This is a genomic window from Pseudomonas mandelii (assembly GCF_002251635.1).
Lineage (GTDB): Bacteria > Pseudomonadota > Gammaproteobacteria > Pseudomonadales > Pseudomonadaceae > Aquipseudomonas > Aquipseudomonas mandelii_B.
This window is the reverse complement of the sequence record NZ_NMOJ01000012.1, coordinates 85,643-109,273: the sequence shown is the minus strand read 5'-3', so window position 1 is coordinate 109,273 and position 23,631 is coordinate 85,643. Positions and strand designations below refer to the sequence as shown.

Annotated in this window: 17 protein-coding genes; 11 read left to right on the top strand and 6 right to left on the bottom strand. The window is 59.3% G+C overall.

Going from position 1 to position 23,631, the window contains the following annotated elements:
• Position 1 precedes the first annotated feature (1 nt).
• The 3 genes from B7L09_RS02035 to B7L09_RS02025 form a co-directional block, all read right to left on the bottom strand.
• Entirely contained in the window at positions 2 to 3,211 is a 3,210-nt protein-coding gene (locus tag B7L09_RS02035) for an efflux RND transporter permease subunit (RefSeq protein WP_010460123.1), read from the bottom strand.
• Positions 3,208 to 4,422 (bottom strand): efflux RND transporter periplasmic adaptor subunit, encoded by a 1,215-nt coding sequence (locus tag B7L09_RS02030; RefSeq protein ID WP_010460125.1) that lies wholly within the window; start codon positions 4,420 to 4,422, stop codon positions 3,208 to 3,210. The genes B7L09_RS02035 and B7L09_RS02030 overlap by 4 nt, the downstream gene beginning before the upstream one ends.
• Positions 4,423 to 4,498: 76 nt before the next feature.
• A complete protein-coding gene (locus B7L09_RS02025; protein WP_010460127.1) occupies positions 4,499 to 5,689 on the bottom strand; it encodes a cation:proton antiporter in 1,191 nt (396 codons plus the stop codon).
• A 468-nt stretch (positions 5,690 to 6,157) separates the two neighbouring features.
• Here B7L09_RS02025 and B7L09_RS02020 point away from each other — a divergent pair, with 468 nt between their 5' ends.
• From B7L09_RS02020 to B7L09_RS01970, 11 genes are all read left to right on the top strand, one after another.
• The gene (locus tag B7L09_RS02020) at positions 6,158 to 6,601 is read left to right on the top strand and encodes a CopD family copper resistance protein (RefSeq protein ID WP_010460129.1); all 444 of its coding nucleotides are present in this window, start codon (positions 6,158 to 6,160) and stop codon (positions 6,599 to 6,601) included.
• 116 nt (positions 6,602 to 6,717) lie between these two features.
• On the top strand, positions 6,718 to 8,064 hold the full coding sequence (locus B7L09_RS02015; protein ID WP_010460131.1) for an oxygen-independent coproporphyrinogen III oxidase: 1,347 nt from the start codon (positions 6,718 to 6,720) through the stop codon (positions 8,062 to 8,064).
• A 22-nt stretch (positions 8,065 to 8,086) separates the two neighbouring features.
• Positions 8,087 to 9,475, top strand: a complete 1,389-nt coding sequence (gene hemN, locus B7L09_RS02010) for an oxygen-independent coproporphyrinogen III oxidase (RefSeq protein WP_010460133.1) — start codon at positions 8,087 to 8,089, stop codon at positions 9,473 to 9,475.
• 77 nt (positions 9,476 to 9,552) lie between these two features.
• Complete coding sequence (gene nosR, locus B7L09_RS02005; protein WP_010460136.1) at positions 9,553 to 11,766, top strand: transcriptional regulator NosR; 2,214 nt, start codon at positions 9,553 to 9,555, stop codon at positions 11,764 to 11,766.
• A 53-nt stretch (positions 11,767 to 11,819) separates the two neighbouring features.
• Entirely contained in the window at positions 11,820 to 13,742 is a 1,923-nt protein-coding gene (gene nosZ / locus B7L09_RS02000; RefSeq protein ID WP_370654475.1) for a TAT-dependent nitrous-oxide reductase, read from the top strand.
• A 27-nt stretch (positions 13,743 to 13,769) separates the two neighbouring features.
• Positions 13,770 to 15,059 carry a nitrous oxide reductase family maturation protein NosD gene (locus B7L09_RS01995; RefSeq protein ID WP_010460140.1) on the top strand — a complete coding sequence of 430 codons (1,290 nt, stop codon included), beginning with the start codon at positions 13,770 to 13,772 and terminating at the stop codon, positions 15,057 to 15,059.
• Positions 15,056 to 15,979: an ABC transporter ATP-binding protein gene (locus B7L09_RS01990; protein WP_010460143.1), complete on the top strand. Its 924-nt coding sequence runs from the start codon at positions 15,056 to 15,058 to the stop codon at positions 15,977 to 15,979. The genes B7L09_RS01995 and B7L09_RS01990 overlap by 4 nt, the downstream gene beginning before the upstream one ends.
• Positions 15,976 to 16,806: an ABC transporter permease gene (locus B7L09_RS01985; protein WP_010460145.1), complete on the top strand. Its 831-nt coding sequence runs from the start codon at positions 15,976 to 15,978 to the stop codon at positions 16,804 to 16,806. The genes B7L09_RS01990 and B7L09_RS01985 overlap by 4 nt, the downstream gene beginning before the upstream one ends.
• Before the next feature lie 33 nt (positions 16,807 to 16,839).
• Positions 16,840 to 17,343 carry a nitrous oxide reductase accessory protein NosL gene (locus B7L09_RS01980; protein WP_010460147.1) on the top strand — a complete coding sequence of 168 codons (504 nt, stop codon included), beginning with the start codon at positions 16,840 to 16,842 and terminating at the stop codon, positions 17,341 to 17,343.
• 108 nt (positions 17,344 to 17,451) lie between these two features.
• Positions 17,452 to 18,180: an SDR family NAD(P)-dependent oxidoreductase gene (locus B7L09_RS01975; protein ID WP_094467493.1), complete on the top strand. Its 729-nt coding sequence runs from the start codon at positions 17,452 to 17,454 to the stop codon at positions 18,178 to 18,180.
• Positions 18,181 to 18,856: 676 nt separating this feature from the next.
• Complete coding sequence (locus B7L09_RS01970) at positions 18,857 to 19,819, top strand: IS110 family transposase (RefSeq protein ID WP_010460152.1); 963 nt, start codon at positions 18,857 to 18,859, stop codon at positions 19,817 to 19,819.
• Positions 19,820 to 20,078: 259 nt separating this feature from the next.
• Here the strand turns inward: B7L09_RS01970 and B7L09_RS01965 are convergent, their stop codons facing one another.
• The 3 genes from B7L09_RS01965 to nirJ form a co-directional block, all read right to left on the bottom strand.
• A complete protein-coding gene (locus B7L09_RS01965) occupies positions 20,079 to 21,524 on the bottom strand; it encodes a nitrite reductase (RefSeq protein WP_094467492.1) in 1,446 nt (481 codons plus the stop codon).
• Positions 21,521 to 22,360 carry a uroporphyrinogen-III C-methyltransferase gene (gene cobA / locus B7L09_RS01960; RefSeq protein WP_010460156.1) on the bottom strand — a complete coding sequence of 280 codons (840 nt, stop codon included), beginning with the start codon at positions 22,358 to 22,360 and terminating at the stop codon, positions 21,521 to 21,523. The genes B7L09_RS01965 and cobA overlap by 4 nt, the downstream gene beginning before the upstream one ends.
• A 70-nt stretch (positions 22,361 to 22,430) precedes the next feature.
• Entirely contained in the window at positions 22,431 to 23,609 is a 1,179-nt protein-coding gene (gene nirJ, locus B7L09_RS01955; protein ID WP_010460158.1) for a heme d1 biosynthesis radical SAM protein NirJ, read from the bottom strand.
• Between the last annotated feature and the right edge of the window lie 22 nt (positions 23,610 to 23,631).

Below are 23,631 nucleotides of genomic sequence, written 5' to 3'. Positions count from 1 at the left end.
CTCAATCCCCCTCATGTCGGTGTTGCGCAGCGCCGCCGGGAATCTCCCCGGTCGACGTAGACGGCGGTGGTTGAGTGGTCTGCTTGACCGTGCCTTTTTTCTCGGTCAACCGTTCGACCAGGTAGTAAAACAGCGGGATAAAGAAGATTGCGATGACTGTCGCCGCCAGCATCCCGCCAATGACCCCTGTGCCGATGGAGTGGCGACTGTTTTCGGATGCACCGACGGCAATGGCCAGCGGGACGCAGCCAAGAATAAACGCCAGGGATGTCATCACAATCGGGCGCAAGCGCTCCTTCGCGGCGGTCATGGCGGCATCGTAGGCAGACATGCCGCTTTCGCGGTTCAGTACCGCAAACTCGAAAATCAGGATGGCGTTCTTGGCGGCCAGGGCCACCAGCATGGTCAAGCCGATCTGGAAATAAACGTCATTGCTCAACCCACGGATCAGCACAGCCAGCAGCGCACCGAACAATGCAAAGGGCACCGCCAGCAGCACCCCGACAGGCAGTGACCATTTCTCGTATTGAGCCGCCAGGATCAGGAACACCATGATCAGGCCGAAGATGAACACCCGGGACGAGGCACCGCCGCTTTTTTTCTCCTCGAAGGCTTCACCACTCAAGGCCAGGGCGTAGTCGTTGGTCATGATTTCAGCGCTTATTTCTTCCAGCGCCTTGAGTGCCTGGCCGGAGCTGTAACCGGGGGCTGCGTTGGCGGTGAGTTTGACTGCGGGGAAGTTATTGAAACGGGTCAGCAGGTCGGGACCGGTGACGTAGCGGGTGGTCAGCACGGCTTTGAGCGGCACCATCTCCTGGTTTTTGTTGCGCACGTAGATCTGTTGCAGGTCCTCGGCCTTGAGGCGATAGCTTGGTTCTGCCTGCAGGATCACCTGCCACAGCCGGCTGAATTTGTTGAATTGCGACACATAGAGCGAGCCGAACATGGTTTGCATGGTGCTATAGACTTCTTCCACCGGCACACCCAGCGACTCTGCCTTTTCCCGGTCTACGTCGACCAGCAACTGCCGGGAAAACACGTTGAAGGTGGAGGTGATGGCGCCGAGTTCGGGGCGCTGCCTGGCTTTGGCGACAAACGTGCCGACCATTTCTGCCAGTTGATTGACGCCGGCGTCCCCCTTGCTCTGAATCCATACCTCCATGCCGCCGGTGGTGCCAAGGCCGGGAATGGACGGCGGATTCACCGGCAGAATGATCCCGCCTTGAACGTTGGCAAAAGCATGGACTGCTTTCTGGATGACGGCGGGGGCGCTTTGTTCCTTGATTGTGTCCGAGTCCTTGTAGCGCTCCTCGAAATCCTTGAACCCGACAAAAAAGGCGCCGGCATTGTTCTTGTTCTGGCCGTCGAGCAGGCTGTAACCATTAACGATGGCAACGCCCTCGACGGCCTCGTCGTTCATGAAGAAGTCACTGGCTACTTTGCCCACCTCGCCGGTGCGATCGAGACTGGCGGCATCGGGCATGATCACGGCCCCCAGCAGATACCCCTGATCTTCCGGCGGCAAAAAGGCGCTGGGAATGCGCTGCGCCATGAGCAGAATCAACGCGATCATGCCGGCGAACAGTAACAACGCCATCACGAAGCGCTTGATCATGAAGGCCACCGAGCGCGAGTAGCCCTCGGTCATGCGTTCGAAGCTGTGCTCGAACCAGCGGAAAAAAGCATTTTTTTCGCCGTGTTGGGGTTTGAGCAGAAGGGCGGCCAAGGCAGGCGAAAGTGTCAACGCCACCAGACCGGATATCACCACAGAGATGGCGATGGTGATCGCGAACTGTTTGTAGAGCTGGCCCGTGATCCCGCCCATGAAGGCCACCGGGATGAACACCGCGCACAGCACCAGCACGATGGCCACCACCGGGCCTGCGACTTCATCCATGGCTTTTTTCGCGGCGTCCTTGGGCGTCATCTTGTGGACATGCATGTTGCGTTCGACGTTCTCGATCACCACGATGGCGTCGTCGACCACAATACCGATGGCCAACACCATCCCGAACAGCGTCAGCATGTTCACTGAAAAGCCCAATGCCGACATCCCGATGAAGGTGCCGACGATCGACACCGGCACCGCAAGCACCGGGATCAGGGTGGCACGCAGGCTCTGCAGAAAGATGAACACCACGATGACCACCAACACCAGCGCTTCGAAAAAGGTGTATATCACCTCGGAAATCGAGGCGCGGGTAAACGCGGTGGTGTCCATTACGATCTTGTATTCGATGCCCTCGGGGAAGGTCGTCTTCATGTCTGCCAGGGTCTTGGTAACCGCAGCAGACACGTCGAGGGCGTTGGCGCCCGGTTGTTGATACACCGCAATCAGCGTCGCCGGACGGCCCTGATAGGTGCTGCGCAGCGAGTAGTCTTTTTGTCCGAGTTCGGCACGGCCGATGTCCTTCAGACGAACGATTGCCGCCCCTTCGTTGCTGGCGCGCAGAATGATGTTCTCGAACTCTACCGGCTCGGTCAGACGTCCCTTGGTGGTCACGGCAAACGACTGCTCTACCGCCTGGCCGGTGGGCGACTGGCCAACGCGACCGACAGCAAATTGCTGGTTCTGATTGGACACGGCTTTTTGCACGTCTGCCGCAGTGATGCCCAACTGGGCCATCCGGTCGGGCTTGAGCCAGATCCGCATGGCGTAGTCGGGTGTGCCGAAAATACTGGCCTGGTTGGCGCCCGGAATACGCTTGATCGCATCCAGAATGTAGAGGTTGGCGTAGTTGGCCACATAGGTGCTGTCAAAACGATCACCTGCGGAGTACACGGCGAGGACCATCATGAAGGCCGAAGATTTCTTCTGCACCTGAATACCCTGGCTCTGAACCGCGGAGGGCAGTTGCGGCAGGGCCAGGTTGACCCGGTTCTGCACGTCTACCTGGGCAAGGGAAGGGTCGGTGCCAATCTCGAAGAACACATTGAGGGTCATGTTGCCGGTCGCTGAGCTCGACGAGTTCATGTAGATCATGTTGTCCGCGCCGTTGACCTGCTGCTCGATAGGCGCTGCCACATTATTGGCCACGACCTGGGCATCCGCGCCCGGGTAGGTGGCTGACACCGTAATCTGCGGCGGTGTGATATCCGGGTACTGGGCGACCGGCAAACTGACCATCGCCACTGCACCGGCCAAGGTGATGATGATCGAGATAACGGAAGCAAAAATGGGACGATCAATGCAATAGTGAGAGATGCTCATGGGCGACGCCCACTGTCTTGCACCGACGCGGTGGCTGTCGGTTTTGCCGTCGTCTCGGTTGCCGGGGGAGGGGGGGCGATGATATTCAGCGGCCCTCCGGGGGTCACTCTGATCGCACCATCGACCACGATGCGTTCACCGGCTTGCAGTCCTTGGGTGATAAACCAGTCATTGCCATACCAGTCACCCACTTCGACCACCCGTTGCTCGGGCTTGCCCTGTGCATTGATCACCCAGACGAAACGGCTTTTGGCTCCCTCCAGAACGGCCTTCTGCGGCACCGTAATGGCGTTCGGCCTGGAAGCCCCGATGGCCCGCACCCGCACGAACTGTCCGGGTCTAAGTAGGCCTGTCGGGTTGGCAACCACCGCCCGGACCAGAAAGGTCCCGGTATCCTGGCTATAAGAAGGCGCTGCAAAATTCAGGCGGCCACGCTCGGGGACAACGGTGCCGTCGGCCAGGACGACCTCTACGACGAACTCACTGCGCAGGGGAAATATAAGGTGTCCAGACGCAATCTCGTCGCGGAACTTGAGCGTCTCGTTTTCCGAAAGACTGAAGTTGACGTAGATAGGGTCCATCTGTGAAACGGTGGTCAGCAGCCCGGATTCACCCGGCGTGACGTAACTGCCTTCCTGCTTTTTGGCAAAACTTGAAAGGCCGGTGAGGGGCGAGGCTATGGTGGTGTAACTGAGGTTCAACTGTTCGGTTCGAACCGTGCCCTCGGCGGCAAGCACGGCAGCCCGTGTCTGACGCTCATCACCGACAGCATTGTCCAGATCCATCTTGCTGACCGCATTCTGCGCCGCCAAGGGACGGACACGGGCCAGCGTAGCCTTGGCGACTTCCCAGCGTGCCTGTTGTTGAGCCAATTGGCCCTGAGCCGACAGCAATGACGCTTCAAAAGGTTTACGGTCCATCTGGAACAGCGTTTGCCCGGTTTTTACCAAATCACCTTCGGTGTACAGCCGCTTCTCCAGGAAGCCGGCAACCCGGGCGCGGATCTCAACCTCGCGGGAACTTTGTGTCTGGGCAACGAATTCGAATGTTACCGGGGTGTCGCGGGCGGTGACCGTCATGACCGTCACATCGGGGGCTTGGCGAGCCAGGGTCACGGGCTCTTTGCCGCAACCGACCAGGCTCAAGACCCCGACCATAATGGCAACAGGCAAGCCGACGAGCTGCCTGACAACAATCATGTTTGCGCCCATTCTCACGCTCCCTAAACGCTTAGCCACGCTTTCGTAAAACGCTAACACCCGCAGACCGTGGCATTTCTGACAATAATCAATGAATACGACCGGCCAGCCGCGAGACCCATGGATTGGCGCTCAAGCCGTGCAGCAGCACGCTGAGTAAAACGGTACAGGCAGCGACAGATACCAAGGTGCGACTGGTTTCTAGAGGGTAGTCCAATATCATGACGGCGAAGACGATGCTGGCCAGGCCGCGTGGGCCGAACCAGCCGATGAACAGGCGGGTTTCGAAATCAAAGCCGGTTCCTGTCAGGCTGATCAGCACGGGCACTATGCGAATCACGGTCAGACTAAGCACTGCATACAGGCAGATGTTCAGGGTGAGATTGTTCCAGGCCCAAGGGATCACAATTGCGCCGAATACGACCCACGTGATGACCGACAGCAGGCTGGCGAATTCTTCACTGGCTTCGAGCAGATGATGCTTTTGTTCGGTAAACAAAAAACTGGCGAGCAACCCACCGACGAACGCGCCGATAAAACCGCTACCGCCCAATGTTTGCGCGGTGGCAAAGCACAAAATGGCGAGCCCCGGCAGTGTCAGTTGCGACCACATGGGGGCTTGCCAATGGTGTTTTGCGGCGTAACGCTGCAACAGCCAGGCAATGAGCGTAAGCGCCACACCACTGATTGCACCGATGCCCAGCTCCTCGATAACCAACTCTACTGCGAGTGAAAGCGGCGACTGCGTCTGCTCTTCGACCAGCAGTGCAAGGAACATCAGCAGCACTGGAACACAGATCCCGTCATTCAGCCCGCTTTCTACGTTCAGTCCTTCACGCACGGGGGCGGGCACCTTGGGATTACTCACCACCGCCTTCCCCAGCGCAGCGTCGGTGGGCGCCAGAAGGGTCGCCAGTATGGCCAGTTCCAATGGCGGTACTTGCGGGAACAGCCAGATACCGACCAGCCAGCCACTGAGCATGGTCAGTGGCAGACCTATCATCAATAAACGCAACGGCAACCCTTCGTGCGCCCTTAAAACCTTGAGATCAGCGTTGGCCGCATCGCTAAAGAGAACAATGGCCAATGTCAGCTCTGCCAGAATCCTGAGGCCGTCCTTGTCAATCCGGGGTTGCAGAATTCCCAGGAACGCAGGGCCAAGAATCAGGCCGGCAAGCATGAACATGAGTGGACCGTTGAGCAGGCGAGATTCGAAGCGCCCCGCAAATATGCTGTAGGTCAGGAGGAAGGCGGCAAGCAGAGCTAAGTTCTGATACATCGCAGACCTGCTTATCCAGGTTGATGTAAAGGCAATGGTGTCATTGCCAGGACGAGGCGCAGCTGAAATCAAAACATCAGGTTAGTCCACATGCTCGGGTTTGACCGGCTCGCCCGACTTCAAACCCAGCTGCGCCCTGACATCGTCGAGACTGGAGAAGCGATAACGCAGGATGAGTTCGTTCGTTGTCGATTCGTCTGATTTAAATCAAGGCAGGGCCACTCGGTACGTCCATTGAAACAAGTATTGCCTTGCCAACTGACTCAGTGGTGACCCAGGTTTCAGTTTTTTCTCTCGACCAACGATAAGAACGGTCGCTCCTGCGCGCTCGATAATGATGTAGCACGGTGAGTGTGGGTTTTGTGCTTTCTTGATCGATGTCAACCACATGGAGCGGACGGCTCTGTAGTCTCCAGAGATCGACATACCCGTGCGTAACGGGTTGCCTTGACTCAAGGCGACACCTCCATGATCTATCCGCTGATTCTGACGTTGCATCTGTTTGCCGCCCTGATCTTTATCGGCACGGTGTTCTTCGAAGTGCTGTTCCTTGAAAGTATCCGCAAACAGCTACCCACCAGGGTCATGTTGCTGGTGGAGGAAGGCATCGGCCGGCGAGCGCGCTCGCTGATGCCGTGGGTGCTGCTGGTATTGTTCGGTGCGGGGCTCGGCATGGTCTGGCTGCGCTACCTGCCAATCCTTGCCTCACCATTGGCTTCATCGTTAGGCACATTGCTTGCCTTGAAAGTCGCGGTGGCCGTGAGCGTACTGCTGCACTTCCTGGTGGCCATGTTTTTGTTCAAGCGTGGCCGAATGAGTCCGCGGTACCTGCAGTTCATCCACGGCAGCCTGTTTTGTCACATGGTCGTTATCGTGCTGCTGGCCAAGGGAATGTTTTATCTGACCTGGTGATCGGCTTTGACGGGTAGTCTGTTCTTCCAAGACTTTGCTTGTGCTTGATGCAAATCAAGGCGTATTGATCGTTGAACCCCGACACTGATGATCCGCAGCTAGTGTCGGAGACCTTCATGCTCGATTTCTTTCACAACCCCGGCGAGCTGGTCGCCCGGTGCGATCAGGGCGTGCTCGACCCCAACTGTCATGCCGACACGCAAAAATTCCATGAGGGTATCGGATCACTGGATCTGCTTCGCGCGTTGCGCGTCAGCCGCCAGAAGCGACGTCCGCTGTCCCTGAACGTGCAGCTACCCTCCAGCCTCAAGCTTTCCTTTTGTTCCCCTCGTGACAGCGCCGACGAGCACCAGGTTATTGAGCAGTACCTCCAGCATCTGGAGCAGGAGATCGACCTCGTCGGTTGCCACCTGGATGCGCAGCAACGGGTGGAACAGTTTCATCTGGGCGGCGGAACACTCACCACTGCTCACATAGGGCGGCTGATGAGTCACCTGCGTAGCCGTTTCAACTTTCTCTTACATGATTGCGGCGACTACAGCGTCGAAGTGGACCTCTATCAAACCGATTGGGCGACCATGGGCGTGCTGCGCGACCACGGTTTCAACCATGTCAGTATCGGCGTTCCGGATTTCGACAGCGACTGTGAAAGGTCGGTGGCCTGTTACCAGAACCCGGCGCCGATCCAGTCGCTCATGGACGCGGCGCGGACCTTTGGTTTTCGATCCATCAACGTCGATCTGGGTTTTGGCCATGCCTGGCAGACGCCAGACAGTTTTGCTTTGAAGCTGGCGAGCATTATCAAGCTGGAGCCAGACCGGCTGATGGTGTTCGATTATGCCCGGCCACCACGGCGCTATCGTCCGGTGCCCGGTGACAAAGTCAGAGCGCCGTGCAGCCAGGTCGATAAAGGCGCGATGCGCCAAATCTGCTTTGATCAACTGCTTTGCGCGGGTTATCACTACATCGGTATGGGGCAGTTTGTCCGGCCCGATGATGATTTGGCCGTCGCCCAGGAGCGAGGCCGGTTGCGCCGTACCTGTGAGGGCTTCTCCCGTCACGGCTATTGCGATCATGTTGGATTCGGTCTGGGTGCCATTAGCCAGATCGACGATTTGTACACGCAAAACACCGACGAGATTGAACGCTATCAGCAGCAACTGGACATGCGGCAGTTGCCGACGTGTCGAGGCTGGCGCTTCGAGGCGGGGGAGCAAATCAGGCAAATGGTCATGGAGCGACTGGCGTGTGATCTGGAACTGGATATACGCGCCATCGAAAGACGTTATGGGCTGGTTTTTTCCAGGTATTTCTCGTCGGTCTGGCCGTTGCTGGAGCAAATGAGTCGTGAGGGGTTGATTGAGTTGTCGGACCGCTTCATCAGCATTCTCCCTGCCGGTCGGCCGGAAGTGGATGCCATCTGCAACCTGTTTGAAAAGGATGTGGGCGGTGCGAGGTGTTAACCCATTTGCGAGTTGATTGATCATGAAGCCTTCCTTTGATTTCAATCGCGCCCTGGTCGAAAAGTATGACCGCCCGGGGCCGCGCTACACTTCTTACCCAACCGCGCCACAGTTCCATCAGGCCTTTGCCGTTGACGACTATCAGCGTGCCGCCCGCGAGAGCAACCGGGCAAGCGCGTCGAAACCGCTGTCGGTGTATATCCACATTCCGTTTTGCAAAAGTCTTTGTTACTACTGCGCCTGCAACAAAATCATTACCCAGAAAACCCATCGCGCAGTCGAGTACCTTCGGTACCTCAAGCTTGAGATTGCGATGCAGGCGGCCTTGTTCGATAGCACCCGTAAACTCACGCAATTGCACCTGGGCGGCGGCACGCCTACTTATTTAACCAGTGAACAGCTCGCGGACCTGATGGATTGCCTGCACCAGGCGTTCAATATGGATGACAGCGATGACCATGAATTTTCCATCGAAGTCGACCCGCGCACCATCAGTACCGAGCAGATCCGGTCGCTGCGCCAGTTGGGCTTCAATCGCCTGAGCTTCGGTGTTCAGGATTTCGACCCCGACGTGCAGGCCGCGGTCAATCGCCAGCAAAGTGAAGAGCAGATTTATGCGCTGGTTGCTGCGGCACGCGAGGCGCAATTTAAGTCGATCAGCGTCGATCTGATCTATGGCCTGCCGTTGCAAACCGTGCAGAGTTTCGACGTCACCCTCGGCAAGATCATCGCGCTGCGTCCGGACCGGATTGCCGCCTACAGCTACGCGCATCTGCCGGAAATGGTTCGCGCACAACGGTTGATTCGTCCCGCCGACATGCCGCCGCCGGAGCGCAAGCTGGAATTGCTTGAACTGACCATCCGCCGTCTGACCGCGGCCGGTTACGTCTATATCGGCATGGATCATTTCGCCTTGCCGGACGACGAGCTGTCACTGGCCCGCGCCAATGGCACCCTGCAGCGTAACTTTCAGGGCTACTCCACCCACGCCGACTGCGACTTGATCGGCCTCGGCGTGTCCTCAATCGGCAAGGTCGGCGACAGCTACAGCCAGAGCGTCAAGGAGCTGTCTCAGTACTACGCGCGTCTGGACCAAGGCCTGCTACCGGTGCATCGCGGTTACCGCTTGAGCGCAGACGACTTGCTGCGCCGCGAAGTGATCAGCGACCTGATGTGCCATGGCCGTATTACGTTTAACCGCTATGAAATGCGTCATGACATTCTCTTCACCGAGTATTTTGCCGATGCCTTGGCCCAACTGGAGGAACATGTTCGCGACGGACTGCTGCAGATCCACTGCGACGAACTGGTGCTGTTACCACAGGGGCACTTGATGATGCGCAGTGCCGCGATGGCGTTTGACGCCTATCTGGGTAGTGAGCAAAAAGGCCTGTTTTCACGCACGGTTTGAGTCATTGGCGCCTGTCCTCATGGGCTAATTTCTCAAGTTGATTTCAATCAAGGGCAGGGGGCGCAACGCTCCCTAACATGACCGAAAGCCCTTTTGAAATCAGCGAGCCCATGACAATCCATCCGCCTTCGATACACGGCAACCTGCGCGCCTGGGGCGTCGGGCTGGTGGTCATGCTAATGCTGATGCTCGCCACCTTTGAGGCGGTGCAAGCCAAGGAATACGGCGACATCGAGCAGCAGCGCATCGAGAAAACCTTCCCTCAGACCGATTCCGTTTCCGCCCCCGAAGGCCGGTTCAAGGTGCGCACGCTGTCCGCCGCCGGCAAGGTGCTCGGCTATGTGTTCCAGAGTCTGGACGTGGTGGACATTCCTGCCTACTCGGGCAAGCCGATCAATACTCAGGTGATCCTCGACACTGCTGGTGCGATTCAGGATGCCTATGTGCTGGAGCACCATGAGCCCATTCTGCTGATCGGCATTCCTGAGGCAAAACTTCACGGCTTCAGCGCCAGGTACAAGGGCATCAAGGTCAGCCAGCGGGTGGTCGTCGGCCATTCCAGCGACCCGAAGGCCGTCACCGTCGATGCGATTGCCGGGGCTACCGTCACGGCGATGGTGGTCAACGAGGTCATCATGCGCGCCGCCCACGACGTGGCCGTATCGCTCAAGCTGATCGAGGACACGGGCGGTGTGGCGCGCATGCCTGCCACCGTGCGCCAGGACTTTTTCGAACCCGTCACCTGGGAACAACTGACCGGCAACGGCGCCATCCGCCGCTTGAACCTGACCCGTGGTCAGGTCGACGCCGCCTTCAAGGGCACCGACGCCGAAGGCGTGGAAAACGCCGCCGCCGATCAGGTGGATGAGACCTTTATCGAGCTCTACACCGCCGACCTGAATCCGCCGACCATCGGCCGTGCACTGCTGGGCGACAATCAATATCGCTTACTTATGCAGGACCTCAAGCCCGGCGAGCAGGCCATCGTGGTGCTGGGTCGTGGGCTTTTTTCCTATAAAGGCTCGGGGTATGTGCGCGGCGGGATTTTCGATCGGGTGCAATTGCGCCAGTTCGGCAACGTCATCAGTTTTCGCGACATGGACCATCAGCGGCTCTCCGACGTCTTTGCCAAGGGCATGCCGGAATTCACTGAAATGTCGATTTTCATTGTGCGCGAGCCGGCCCGGTTCGACCCGGGATCGCCCTGGTCCCTGGAATTGCTGGTGCGTCGTCAAACCGGGCCGCTCAGTGGCACGTTCAGCAGCTTCGAACTGCCTTATCAACTGCCCGAGCCATACCTTGAGCGGCCACTGCCCAGCGCCGAAGAATTGGCCGCCCTCGAGGAAGCCGGTCGGCCGATGTGGTTGACCATCTGGTACCAGAAATCCTTTCAGATCACCCTGCTCGGCAGCGCATTACTGCTGCTGATGGCGATCCTGTTCCTGCAGGACTCCTTCACACGTCGGCCACGTTTTTTGCACTGGCTGCGCCGAGGTTACCTGGTCTTTACCGTGGTGTTTCTCGGCTGGTATGCGCTGGGACAGCTGTCGGTGGTCAATGTGCTGACCTTCGCCCATGCGCTGTTCGATCACTTTCGCTGGGAGCTGTTTCTCACCGACCCGCTGATCTTCATGCTCTGGGTCTTCACCGCTTCGAGCATTCTGCTGTGGGGGCGGGGCGTATTCTGCGGCTGGTTGTGCCCGTTCGGTGCCTTGCAGGAGCTGATCAACGAAGCCGCGCGCAAGCTGAGAATCCCCCAATACGAATTGCCTTTCGCGGTGCATGAACGGCTGTGGGCCATCAAATACATCATTTTGCTGCTGCTGTTCGGCCTCTCCCTTGAGTCGATGTCCACCGCCGAATTGTTCGCCGAGGTGGAACCGTTCAAGACCGCTGTCACCCTCAAGTTCGACCGCCAATGGTGGTTCGTCCTCTACGCGGTGGCACTGCTGGTCATCAACCTCTTCACCCGCAAAGTCTATTGCCGCTACATCTGCCCGTTGGGAGCCGCGCTGGCGATTCCGAGCAAATTTCGCCTGTTCGACTGGCTCAAACGCCGCAAGGACTGTGGCACTCCCTGCCAGCTGTGCGCCAAGGAGTGCGAGATCCAGGCGATTCATCCCGATGGCCGAATCAATGCCAACGAGTGCCACTACTGCCTCGATTGCCAGATGACTTACCAGAACGACAAAAAGTGTCCGCCGCTGATCAACAAGCGCAAGAAGCGCGGCAAACCGGCACCCATCGCTGTGCAACTGATACCTGTCGTGGAAGTGAGCGCTCTGGAATGAACCCCGCGAGCGCCTGTGCGCTGCGACCGTTTTTATCCCTTCAAGGAACACACCTGATGAACGACACAGAATCCAAGAAAACCACTGAAGTGCCGGAATCGACCGGCCTCAGTCGTCGCGGTTTCCTGGGCACCAGTGCGGTAACCGGTGCGGTACTGGCCGGTGCCACGGCCATCGGTGGCGCGGTGTTTACCCGTGAGACCTGGGCGGCTGCGGCCAAGGACGCGCAACTCAAAACCCACGTCGGGCCGGGCGAACTGGACCAGTACTACGGTTTCTGGAGTGGCGGTCATCAGGGGGAAGTGCGGATCATGGGCATTCCGTCGATGCGCGAGCTGTTGCGTGTACCGGTGTTCAACGTCGACTCCGCCACTGGCTGGGGCCTGACCAACGAAAGCAAACGGATCATGGGCGACAGCGCGCATTTCCAGAATGGCGACTGCCACCACCCGCATTTGTCCATGACTGACGGCAAGTACGACGGCAAATACCTGTTCATCAATGACAAGGCCAACAGCCGTGTTGCGCGAATCCGTCTGGACATCATGAAGTGCGACAAGATGCTCACCGTGCCCAATGTGCAGGCCGTTCACGGGCTGCGCCTGCAAAAAGTGCCGCACACAAAATACGTGTTCGCCAATGCCGAATTCGTGATTCCACACCCCAATGACGGCAGCACCTTCGACCTGCAGGACAAGAACAGCTACACGATGTTTAACGCCATCGATGCCGAGAAAATGGAGATGGCCTTCCAGGTCATTGTCGATGGCAACCTGGACAACACCGACGCCGACTACACCGGCAAATACGCGGCGTCCACCTGCTACAACTCGGAGAAGGCCTACGACCTGGGCGGCATGATGCGCAACGAGCGCGACTGGGTGGTGGTGTTCAACATCCCGCGCATCGAAGCGGCGATCAAGGCTGGCAAGTTCATCACCCTGGATGGCTCAAAAGTGCCGGTGGTCGACGGTCGTAAAACCGATGGCAAGGACAGCGCATTCACCCGTTACATCCCGACGCCGAAGAACCCCCACGGCCTCAATACCTCGCCTGATGGCAAATACTTCATTGCCAACGGCAAGCTTTCGCCGACCTGCACCATCATTGCCATCGCCAAGCTTGACGATCTGTTCGACGACAAATTCAAGGACCCGCGCGACGTGGTGGTCGGTGAACCCGAGCTCGGTCTGGGCCCGCTGCACACCACTTTCGACGGCCGCGGCAACGCCTACACCACGCTGTTTATCGACAGCCAGGTGGTGAAGTGGAACGTAGAGGAGGCCATTCGCGCGTACACCGGCGAGAAGGTCAACTACATCAAGCAGAAACTCGACGTGCAATACCAGCCAGGCCACAACCATGCGTCGCTGACCGAAACCAGTGAGGCCGACGGCCAATGGCTGATGGTGCTCAGCAAGTTTTCCAAGGATCGCTTCCTGCCGACCGGCCCGCTGCACCCGGAAAACGATCAACTGATCGATATCTCCGGCGAGGAAATGAAACTGGTGCATGACGGCCCGGCCTTCGCCGAACCCCACGACTGCGTCATGGCCCGCCGCGACCAGATCAAGACCAAGAAGATCTGGGACCGCAATGACCCGTTTTTTGCCGAGACGGTGGCGATCGCCGCCAAAGACGGGATCAAGCTGGAGACCGACAACAAGGTCATCCGCGACGGCAACAAAGTCCGCGTCTACATGACCTCGATGGCCCCGGCCTACGGTTTGCCGGAGTTCACCGTCAAACAAGGCAACGAGGTCACGGTGACCATCACCAACATCGACCAGATTGAAGACGTGACCCACGGTTTCGTGATGACCAACCATGGCGTGAGCATGGAAATCAGCCCGCAGCAGACCTCGTCGATCACCTTCATCGCCGACAAGGCCGGCCTGCACTGGTACTACTGCAGCTGGTTCTGCCATGCGCTGCACATGGAAATGGTCGGCCGCATGAAGGTCGAGAAGGCCTGACCGTTGCCCATCGACAGGAGCGAAGCAATGACTGATAGCAAGGGAAACCCGGTGACGGTCATTGCATTTGCGCTCCTGCTGATGTCCGGCAGCGCGCTGGCGGTGCAACCCATCACCTCGTTGCCGCTGCGGGTGGACGCCAATCAACGCTGGCACCTGCCGGCGGGGGAATACCCGGGCTCGTTCAGTGTCGATCAACCGATGCAGATTCTCTGCGAGCCCGGCGCGGTATTTCAGGGGGAGGGGCAGGGTAACGGTGTGATCATCAGCGCGCCGGATGTCGCCATCGAAGGCTGCACCTTTCTAAACTGGGGACACGACCTCACCGCCATGAATGCGGCGGTGTTTATCCAGCCCAAGGCCTATGGCGCGGTGATCAAAGGCAATCGCCTGCAGGGTAAGGGCTTCGGGATCTGGGTCGACGGCACTCAGGATGTGAGCCTGATCGACAACCGCATTCAGGGTGATCCGGCGATGCGCTCGCAAGATCGCGGCAACGGCATTCACCTGTATGCCGTGCATGGCGCCAAGGTCATTGGCAACCAGGTGCGCGACACCCGCGATGGCATCTACATCGACACCTCCAACGGCAACCTGCTGCAGGGCAATACCCTGGAAGACCTGCGCTACGGCGTGCATTACATGTTCGCCAACGATAACCAACTGATCGGCAACACCACCCGCCGCACCCGCACCGGCTACGCCTTGATGCAAAGCCGCAAGCTCACGGTGATCGGCAATCGCTCCGAACAGGATCAGAACTACGGGATCCTGATGAACTACATCACTTACTCAACCTTGCGTGACAACTTCGTCACTGACGTGCGCGACGGCTCGACCGGCGACAGCATGATCAGCGGCGCCGAGGGCAAGGCGCTGTTCATCTACAACTCGCTGTTCAACAGCATCGAACACAACCACTTCGAGCACAGCGCCGTGGGCATCCATCTCACCGCCGGCTCGGAAGACAACCGCATCGCCGACAACGCGTTTGTCGGCAACCAGCGACAGGTCAAGTACGTCGCCACCCGCTTGCAGGAATGGTCGGTGGATGGCCGTGGTAACTACTGGAGCGATTACCTGGGCTGGGACCGCAACAACGACGGCCTCGGCGATATCGCCTACGAACCCAATGACAACGTCGACCGCCTGCTCTGGCTGTACCCGCAGGTACGACTGTTGATGAACAGCCCTGGGATCGAGTTGCTGCGCTGGGTGCAACGGGCCTTTCCGGTGATGAAATCGCCGGGGGTGCTGGACAGCCATCCGCTGATGAAATCATCCACTCAACCCCTGACCCAGGAGCCCAACTCATGAACGTCATCGACATCGAAGGCGTCAGCCAGCGCTATGGGCATGCCACCGTGTTGCATCAGCTCAACCTCAGCCTGGCGGAAGGTGAAGTGCTGGGTTTGTTCGGTCATAACGGCGCGGGCAAGACCACCAGCATGAAACTGGTGCTGGGCCTGCTCCAGCCCAGCGAAGGGCAGGTCCGGGTGTTCGGTCGCTTGCCCTGCGATCCCCACGTACGACGCCTGCTCGGTTATCTGCCGGAGAACGTGACGTTTTACCCGCAGCTGAGCGGTGTTGAAACCTTGCGCCATTTCGCGCGACTCAAAGGTGCCGCGTCCGCCCAAGTGGACGCACTGCTGGAGGAAGTCGGCCTGGCCGGTGCGGCGCATCGGCGGGTCAAGACCTACTCCAAGGGCATGCGTCAACGGTTGGGGCTGGCGCAGGCGCTACTCGGCGAGCCGCGTTTGTTGCTGCTCGACGAACCAACAGTCGGCCTCGACCCCATCGCCACTCAGGACTTGTATCGGTTGCTCGATCGCCTGCGCAGCCAAGGCACCAGCATCATTCTGTGTTCCCACGTCTTGCCCGGTGTCGAGGCGCACATCAACCGCGCCGCGATTCTGACCCAGGGACGTCTGCTGGCACTGGGGAGTCTACGCAGTTTGCGCGAGGAAGCCGGGTTGCCGACGCTGATTCGCGCCAACGGCCTCAAGCACGCCGGGCCCTTGCAGCAACGCTGGAACAACGCCGGGCACCTCACCGAGCGCTGGGGCGTCGAAGGTCTTGAAGTGGCCGCACTCAATGGCAGCAAGCTCGGGCTGTTGCGCCAGCTGCTCAATGAAGACGAGCCGGCCGACGTGGAAATCCATCAACCGTCGCTGGAAGATATTTACCGCTACTACATGAGCCGGGCCGGTGCGGCGCCAATCGGGGAGGCCGTATGAACGCTGTCTGGAACATGGCCCGCAAGGAATTCAGTGACGGTTTGCGCAATCGCTGGTTGTTGGCAATCAGTGTGTTGTTCGCGGTGCTGGCCATCGGCATCGCCTGGCTGGGCGCCGCGGCCTCCGGGCAGTTGGGTTTCACCTCGGTGCCGGCCACCATCGCCAGCCTCGCCAGTCTGGCGACGTTTTTGATGCCGTTGATTGCGTTGCTGTTGGCCTATGACGCCATCGTCGGCGAGGACGAGAGCGGCACGTTGCTGCTGTTGCTGACGTACCCCTTGGGTCGCGGGCAGATTCTGCTCGGCAAGTTTGTCGGCCACGGGTTGATCCTGGCGCTGGCGACGCTGATCGGTTTCGGCTGCGCCATGCTGGCCATCGCGGTGCTGGTGGACAACGTCGAACTGAGCCTGCTGCTCTGGGCCTTCGGTCGGTTCATGGCGTCGTCGACGTTATTGGGCTGGGGGTTTCTGGGGTTGGCCTATGTGCTGAGCAGTGCGTCGGCCGAAAAATCCACGGCGGCCGGGCTGGCACTGGGCGTGTGGTTCTTCTTCGTGCTGGTGTTCGACCTGGCCCTGCTGGCGCTGTTGGTGCTCAGCGAAGGGCAGTTCAACCCGAAAGTGCTGCCCTGGTTGCTGCTGCTCAATCCCGCTGACATCTATCGCCTGATCAACCTTTCCGGTTTTGAACCCGGTGCCGGCAACACGGGTGTGCTGACGCTTGGCAGCGATTTGCCGATGCCGGGCTCGATGCTCTGGCTATGCCTGTCGCTGTGGGTGGCGGTGCCATTGGGTTCGGCCTGGTTGTTGTTTCGTCGCCGAGCGACATGAATTTTCACTTTGATGGTTTTGGAGTAGTTGACGATGAATGCGTTTTATCTGACGACGATGCGCGCGGTGGCGGGCCTGATGATGTGCCTCCTGCTGACGGCCTGTGACAACCCAGTGCAAGCCACTTACAGCGACACCGCCGCGGCCTTTCATCCCAGTGATGAATGCCATGTCTGCGGGATGATTATCGACGGATTCCCCGGGCCCAAGGGCGAAGTGGTCGAGCGGGCGGGGATCAAGAAGTTCTGTTCCACGGCGGAAATGATCGGCTGGTGGTTGCAGCCGGAAAACCATCATGGCGATGCAAAACTGTATGTCCATGACATGGGCCGCAGCCCGTGGAACGCGCCGAATGACGCCCATCTGATCGATGCAAAAGACGCCTTCTACGTGGTCGGTACCCAACTCAAAGGCGCCATGGGCGTGGTGCTGGCGTCGTTCTCAAGTCGCGAGGCCGCTGAAAAGCTTGCCGCTGAACAGGGCGGTCGCTTGCTGCGCTTCAGCGAGATCACTCCGGCGCTGCTGCAACAACACTAACGTCGTTTTAAAAGCCTGATCGCCGTCAAGTCGTTTTTTCGTCTCCTGCTCAAAGATAGGGCTCGCTACGTCCCCAGTGCTGGCATCCGTGATGCCCAGGAGAAAATGATGAAAACCGAGTTTCAAGATCGTTTGGCGGTGGTCACAGGTGCCAGCTCCGGGATCGGCCTTGCGCTGTGCGCCGCGCTGTTACCGCGCGGGGTCAAGGTGCTGGCGATGTCACGGACCCTCGGTGAATTGCCGGCCTTGCAGCAGATCTACGGCGAGCGGTTGCAGTGGTTTGCCGGGGACGTCACAAGTCAGCAAGACCTGAGCGAACTGGCCGAGCGCGCTGCGGCGATGGGCCCCGTGGACTATTTGGTGCCTAACGCGGGTGTCGCCGAAATGGCCGACAGCCTGGATATGCAGGCCTTCCAGCGTCAGTGGGCGGTCAACGGCGCTGGGGCGTTGAACACCCTGGCGGCGTTACGCGGGGAATTGGCGAGCCCGGCTTCGGTAGTATTTGTCGGGAGCTTCCTGACCGGCTCGAGCTTTCCCGGGTTGGCCGCTTGCATTGCCAGCAAGGCCGCACTCGCGGCTCAGGCGCGCACGCTTGCGGTGGAGTTCGCGAATTTTGATGTGCGCATCAATCTGGTCTCGCCGGGACCGACCGCCACCGCGATGTGGGACAACCTGGGGTTGAGCGAGGGGGAACTCGGCGACGTCGCCGACACCCTGGGTAAACGTCTGTTGCCGGGGCATTTTCTTGATGCGGCGGCGGTGGCCAATGTGATTGTTTTTCAGTTGTCGCAGGGGGCTCGGGGTGTTTACGGCGGATCAGAATCGGTTCATCATTAACTACACGTTGTCGTTGTTGTAACCCTTTTTGGGGGCATATCCATTTCTGCGGTAACGGCCACTGACGGTTCCGCTCTTACAGCGGGTTACTTGGAAGAGCGCCAAGTAACCAAGCGCTTTCGCCCCTGACGTCCGGTGCCTCGCTGTGGCTCGGCATGCCCTCGCTCCGGTCCTGCTCCGTGGGCCCGCCGCCATCGGCCATCCATGGCCGGGGGCGGCTACCGCGGCATCCTTGCCGCGGTGCCCACTGCGCAGAACCTCCGCTCGGCCTTCCGACGGGGCAGATCAAGATCAAAAGCCAGATCAAAAGCCAGATCCAGATCCAGATCCAACCTCACTCCTGTGGAAGCGAGCCTGCTCGNGCCCCAAGGCCCGTGGGTCAAACCTAATCCCTGTGGGAGCGAGTTTGCTCGCGATGGCGGTGTGCCAAGCGACGTTAATATCGACTGACACGCCCTCATCGCGAGCAGGCTCGATCCCACATGGATCGCGTTTAACCGCCGGACATTGGCGTCTACCCATAACAAGAGAACACCGCAATGACCCAGGAGACTTCGTCCCACCCCTTCACCTAATGCGCCGATAAGGAATGCATCGGCTCGGACCGACGATAGAAACAAGCCAGCGCAACGGTGAACCCCGTCAAGTATCTAAACCCTAGCTCGGAGGGTGTGCCATGACAATCCTGGATTCGCAGGTGGTCGTCGGTGTGGATGTGGCGAAGGACGAGATCGTTATCTATCGATCCGACCTGGAAAAGACCCTAAATATCGCGAACAAGCGATCAACCTTGAAGCAATGGCTCAAGACGCTGCCAGCGCACAGCGCTATCGCGCTAGAAGCGACCAATATCTATCACCTTGATACAACGGAAATGGCCCATGAAATGGGCCATGACGTTTACGTCATCGATGGCAGTCGCCTCAACAAATACCACGATGGAATAGGCATGAGGGCGAAAACAGATACGTTGGATGCCGAACTGCTGGCCCGTTACTTGAGCCGCGAATCCGACAGATTGAGGATCTGGAATCCGCCACCGAAGGCTTACACACAAATGAAAAGCCTGCTTCGCCGTCGGGCTCAGTTGGTCCGGGCCTGTGTTGCACTCAAGCAGAGCTGGAAAAACGAATCCTTGCTGAAAGAGCACTTCAACCAGCTTCTGGCCGCCATTGCCCAGTTCGAAAAGATGATTCAGAAAACGCTCAAGGAAATTGCTGAGGAAGGTGGGATTGATGATCAGGTGAAGCGTTGCCAGGCCATCGAGGGCGTAGGGCTCCTGACGGCCACCGCAGCGGCCACTGCTTTTATGCGTGGGGAATTTGCCAACAGCGACGAGTACGTCGCCTTCCTCGGCATGGATCCGCGTGTGAGGCAGTCAGGACAAAAGGATCAAAAGCGCCGACTCTCTAAACGAGGGGACTCGGAGTTCCGGCGCTTGTTTCACAATAGCGCTATGGCTGCCAGCCGTTCGCCGACCTGGAAGCCGTACTACGAACGCTATCTGGCCAGAGGTCTAAAAGGCACTCAGGCCTTGGTAATCCTGGCACGCAAGCTGGCCAGAGTGATGTTTGCCCTGATGAAAAACCAAACCGAATACAAGCCAAATTCTATGTTTGGGTGTTCCCCCCAAACATAGAATCTCCCACAGGGGAATGCGTATGCTTAAGGATGGCCCATGGCGGCGGCCCACGGTCCAAAGCCTGCGTGAGGGCACACCGAGCCTAGGCGAGGTGCCGAGTGGTGGGGCAAGAGCCCTTTTGGTTACTTTGGGGCTTTTCCAAAGTGACCCGCCGTAAGGGCGGAACCCATGTCAGCCGTGACCCAAACAACGGATATGTACTCAGCGCCCCCCGACAACCACAGCACTCAACCCGTAAAAAAAGATGTGTAGATACCTATGCCGCAGGCAATTTCATCGGAATGCGTTTGATCTCCTGGAGGGTGTTGCTGTCGTAGACAATCAGCGCACCGTCGGTGGCCCAGATGCTCAACAGCAGGAAACGGCCATCCCGGGTGAACTCAACATGAGCGGCGGTTTTACCGGGCATCGGGCGTAAGGTGTGGGCAATCTCCAGCGTCTGTTTGTCGATCAGGTGGATCGCATCGTTGTCGGGCCCGAAGAACACGTCAGTCCAGGCGTACCGCGAGTTGACATGACTGCGCATGAAAAACCCGGGCCCCAGGGTCGGAATTTCCTTGATCAGTTTCCAGGTCTTGAAGTCGATGACCGAGATCAGTCCCTTGCTGATATTCGGCGTGGCGAACACCCACTCACCGTTGCGTTTCCAATAGGTCCCCGACCCCAAATGCGGCATGCCCGGCAGCGGTATGTCGGCGACCACCTTGCCGCTGTCGAGGTCGATGACCTGGCCGCCCTGGGCCTTGCGCGACGTGGCCAGCAGCTGTTTGTAGTCCGGCGAAAAGGAAAAATCATCGAGAAAATCCCCGGCAGGAATCCGCCGGGGTTCGAAATCCGGTATGCCCGACCAGGACAGCTCCCAGACTTCCTTCACGTCCTTGAGTGCGACGATGAAACTGTCGCGCGGCGGGGCGGAGTAAACCGCGCTGACCCGTGACGCGGTACCGTTCTGACCGATGGTCGGGATGGTTTTGACCAGCGACAGATCGCGGGCATCGAGCACCACCAGGTTGCCGGGCAAATAGTTGCCCACCAGCACCCAGCGTCCATCCTTGCTCACCGCCAGGTTGCGGGTGTTAAGGCCGGCGCGGACCTCGGCGATCAGCTTCAGGTTGTGCAAGTCATACAGACTGATCCAGCCGTCACGGGATGCGAAGTAGACGAAGCGCCCATCGGGCGAGAACTTCGGTCCGCCGTGCACGGCGAAGTGCGAAGCGAACCGCGCGAGCACCTCAAAGCGGTCACCGTCGAGGATGTCGATGTGATGGTCGCCAGCTTCTACCACCACAAACAGGTTCAGCGGGTCGGCGCCGTGCTGGGGCGTGGAGGGCAGTTTGCTCAGGTCCGCGAGCATCGAGTAACTGCCGAGAATGTCGTCATTGCTCCAGGTGGGCGGGGTGGCGGGCGGTTGCTGAAGGTAATCCACCAGCGCGTCGACCTGCGCGGGGCTGAACACGTTGGCATAGCCGGTCATCTGGCTCGCGGGGCGACCGTTTTGAATCACGCTGCGAATTTCATTGGGTTTGATCCGGCTGAGGCTCTCAGGCAACAACGCCGGCCCTGCGCCGCCGAGACGGTTGATACCGTGACAGCTCTGGCAATGCTGCTGATAGAGTTGCGCCGCGTGTTCAAGTGCCGGCACTGCTGCGCCGGCCTGGGCCGCACTGACCCCTAACAGGTGGGCAAGAACGATGCGCCTCATATCGCCACCTTGGCGCGACGTAGCAGGGCTTGGGTCGGGTAGAGTCGCGCCGGGTATTCCAGCTGTTCTGCGTCAAACATATCGACCACTAAGCCGATTACCGTCAGTGTCGGAATACCCGGTGGACAATCCAGCGCGAGGGTCGGCAATTGGTGCAGCTTGCCGCGGGCGACGTGCTGGTCGGGTCGCGTGCCGTTGCTGATCAGCGCCGCCGGTGTGTCGGCCGACAGCCCGGCTTCGATCAAGCGTTGAGCGATGATCCCCAGGTTCGACAAGCCCATGTAAAACACCAGCGTCTGGCTACTGTCGGCGAGGCTGCTCCAGGGCAGCGACAACTCGCCATCGCGTTGCAAATGGCCGGTGATGAACCGGCAGGAATTGACCAGATCGCGGTGGGTCAACGGTATGCCTGCATAGGCGCTGCAGCCGGAAGCGGCGGTGATTCCCGGCACCACCTGGCAATCAATGCCGCGTTGCAGCAGGTACTCCAGCTCCTCGGCACCGCGACCGAAAATGAACGGGTCGCCGCCCTTGAGCCGGACCACGCGTTGCCCTTGATCGGCGAGGTCGGCCAGCAGCTCGTTGATCTGTTCCTGGGGCAGGCTGTGGCAGCCACTGGCCTTGCCGACGTAATGCCGAGCGCAGGTCAGGGGAATCAAGTTCAGCAGTTCGGGGCTGATCAGCCGGTCGTACACCACGGCGTCGGCCTGCATCAACAGGCTCCAGGCGCGCAGGGTCAGCAGGCGTGGATCGCCGGGGCCGGCGCCGACCAGGGCAACTTCGCCCGGCCGGAACGGCGACTCAAGTGTGGCCGGTATAGCAATTGATGGAGGCATGGGACGTCCTTGGTGCTTCATCAGGTTGGCCGGCCCCAGCCTTTGTCAGGTGGTTGGCCGGACGGGCTATTCAGTGGGTGATGCAAGGGATGTTCGTTGACGGCGTAACACCGATTTCGTCATCGCTGAGGTGGCAGCCGGGGTCCTGGCCCCACAAATCACCCTCGGCCCAGGCTCGCGTGCGGGTGTTGCCGTTGCAGATGGGCAACCAGCGGCATTGCGCGCAACGACCACCGACGGCGCGGGGATGCTCACGCAGGCGCAACAGCAGGGCATCCGGCTGATCCAGCCACAACGTGCGGAACGGCGTGCGGCGGGCATTGCCCACCGAGTGCTGCCACCAGTAGGTGTCCGGGTGCACTTCGCCGGTGTTGTCGATATTGGCAATGCCGCTGCCGGAGGCGTTGCCACCCCAGGCGCGGAGCATGTTTTCCAGGCGTGGGTAATGCTCGGGAATACGCAGGGCTGCCCATTGCAGCAGCAGAATGGCATCGGCATCGTTGTTACCGCTGACAAAATCGCTGTCGCGCCCCTGTTGGATGTCTTCCCAGGCTCGCTCAAAGATCAACGTCATGGCCTCGCGGCTCATCTGCTGGTGCGCGTCGAGTTTGCGACTGCGTTTACCGCGACCGCTGTAGTTGAGGTGCGACAGATAAAACTTCTGCACGTCGAACTCGCGCATCAGCGCCAGTAATTGGGGTAACTGCGGATGGTTTTCCTGGGTCAGGGTAGTGCGCAGCCCGACGCGAATGCCTTGTTCGCGACAGAGCCGGATCGCCTGCATGGAGCGGGCGAAGCTGCCCTTGAGTTGGCGGAAAGCGTCATGGGTGGCTTCCAGTCCATCGATGCTGATGCCGAGGTAATCGAAATTCGCCGCACTGATCTGCGCAATGTTCTGCTCATCGATCAGCGTGCCGTTGGTGGACAAGGCCACAAAGAAACCCTTGGTGCGGGCGTAGGCGCTGAGCACAAACAGATCCTCGCGCAACAGCGGTTCGCCACCGGAAAGTATCAACACCTTCACCCCGGCATCATGCAAATCGTCGATCACGGTCAGCGCGGCGGCCGTATCCAGTTCGTCGCGAAAGACACTGTCGGCCGAGGTGGCGTAGCAATGTTTGCAGGTCAGGTTGCAGCGCCTGAGCAGGTTCCAGATCACCACCGGCGCCCGGTTACTGCCCGGTGGACTGGTTCTGGGTGCAGGCGCCTGGCCTGCCAGCGCACGCAGGTATTGGCTGATCCTCAACATGCAACTCTCCTTGAGTCAGGGC

Bases quoted from the DNA above. Each gene is read 5' to 3' on its own strand.
- B7L09_RS02030 (WP_010460125.1), bottom strand. From the start codon at position 4,422: ATGGGCGCAAACATGATTGTTGTCAGGCAGCTCGTCGGCTTGCCTGTT.
- B7L09_RS01975 (WP_094467493.1), top strand. From the start codon at position 17,452: ATGAAAACCGAGTTTCAAGATCGTTTGGCGGTGGTCACAGGTGCCAGC.
- B7L09_RS02015 (WP_010460131.1), top strand. From the start codon at position 6,718: ATGCTCGATTTCTTTCACAACCCCGGCGAGCTGGTCGCCCGGTGCGAT.
- cobA (WP_010460156.1), bottom strand. From the start codon at position 22,360: ATGCCTCCATCAATTGCTATACCGGCCACACTTGAGTCGCCGTTCCGG.
- nirJ (WP_010460158.1), bottom strand. From the start codon at position 23,609: ATGTTGAGGATCAGCCAATACCTGCGTGCGCTGGCAGGCCAGGCGCCT.
- B7L09_RS01970 (WP_010460152.1), top strand. From the start codon at position 18,857: ATGACAATCCTGGATTCGCAGGTGGTCGTCGGTGTGGATGTGGCGAAG.
- B7L09_RS01965 (WP_094467492.1), bottom strand. From the start codon at position 21,524: ATGAGGCGCATCGTTCTTGCCCACCTGTTAGGGGTCAGTGCGGCCCAG.
- B7L09_RS02020 (WP_010460129.1), top strand. From the start codon at position 6,158: ATGATCTATCCGCTGATTCTGACGTTGCATCTGTTTGCCGCCCTGATC.
- B7L09_RS02025 (WP_010460127.1), bottom strand. From the start codon at position 5,689: ATGTATCAGAACTTAGCTCTGCTTGCCGCCTTCCTCCTGACCTACAGC.
- B7L09_RS01990 (WP_010460143.1), top strand. From the start codon at position 15,056: ATGAACGTCATCGACATCGAAGGCGTCAGCCAGCGCTATGGGCATGCC.
- B7L09_RS01980 (WP_010460147.1), top strand. From the start codon at position 16,840: ATGAATGCGTTTTATCTGACGACGATGCGCGCGGTGGCGGGCCTGATG.
- hemN (WP_010460133.1), top strand. From the start codon at position 8,087: ATGAAGCCTTCCTTTGATTTCAATCGCGCCCTGGTCGAAAAGTATGAC.
- nosR (WP_010460136.1), top strand. From the start codon at position 9,553: ATGACCGAAAGCCCTTTTGAAATCAGCGAGCCCATGACAATCCATCCG.
- B7L09_RS02035 (WP_010460123.1), bottom strand. From the start codon at position 3,211: ATGAGCATCTCTCACTATTGCATTGATCGTCCCATTTTTGCTTCCGTT.
- B7L09_RS01985 (WP_010460145.1), top strand. From the start codon at position 15,976: ATGAACGCTGTCTGGAACATGGCCCGCAAGGAATTCAGTGACGGTTTG.
- B7L09_RS01995 (WP_010460140.1), top strand. From the start codon at position 13,770: ATGACTGATAGCAAGGGAAACCCGGTGACGGTCATTGCATTTGCGCTC.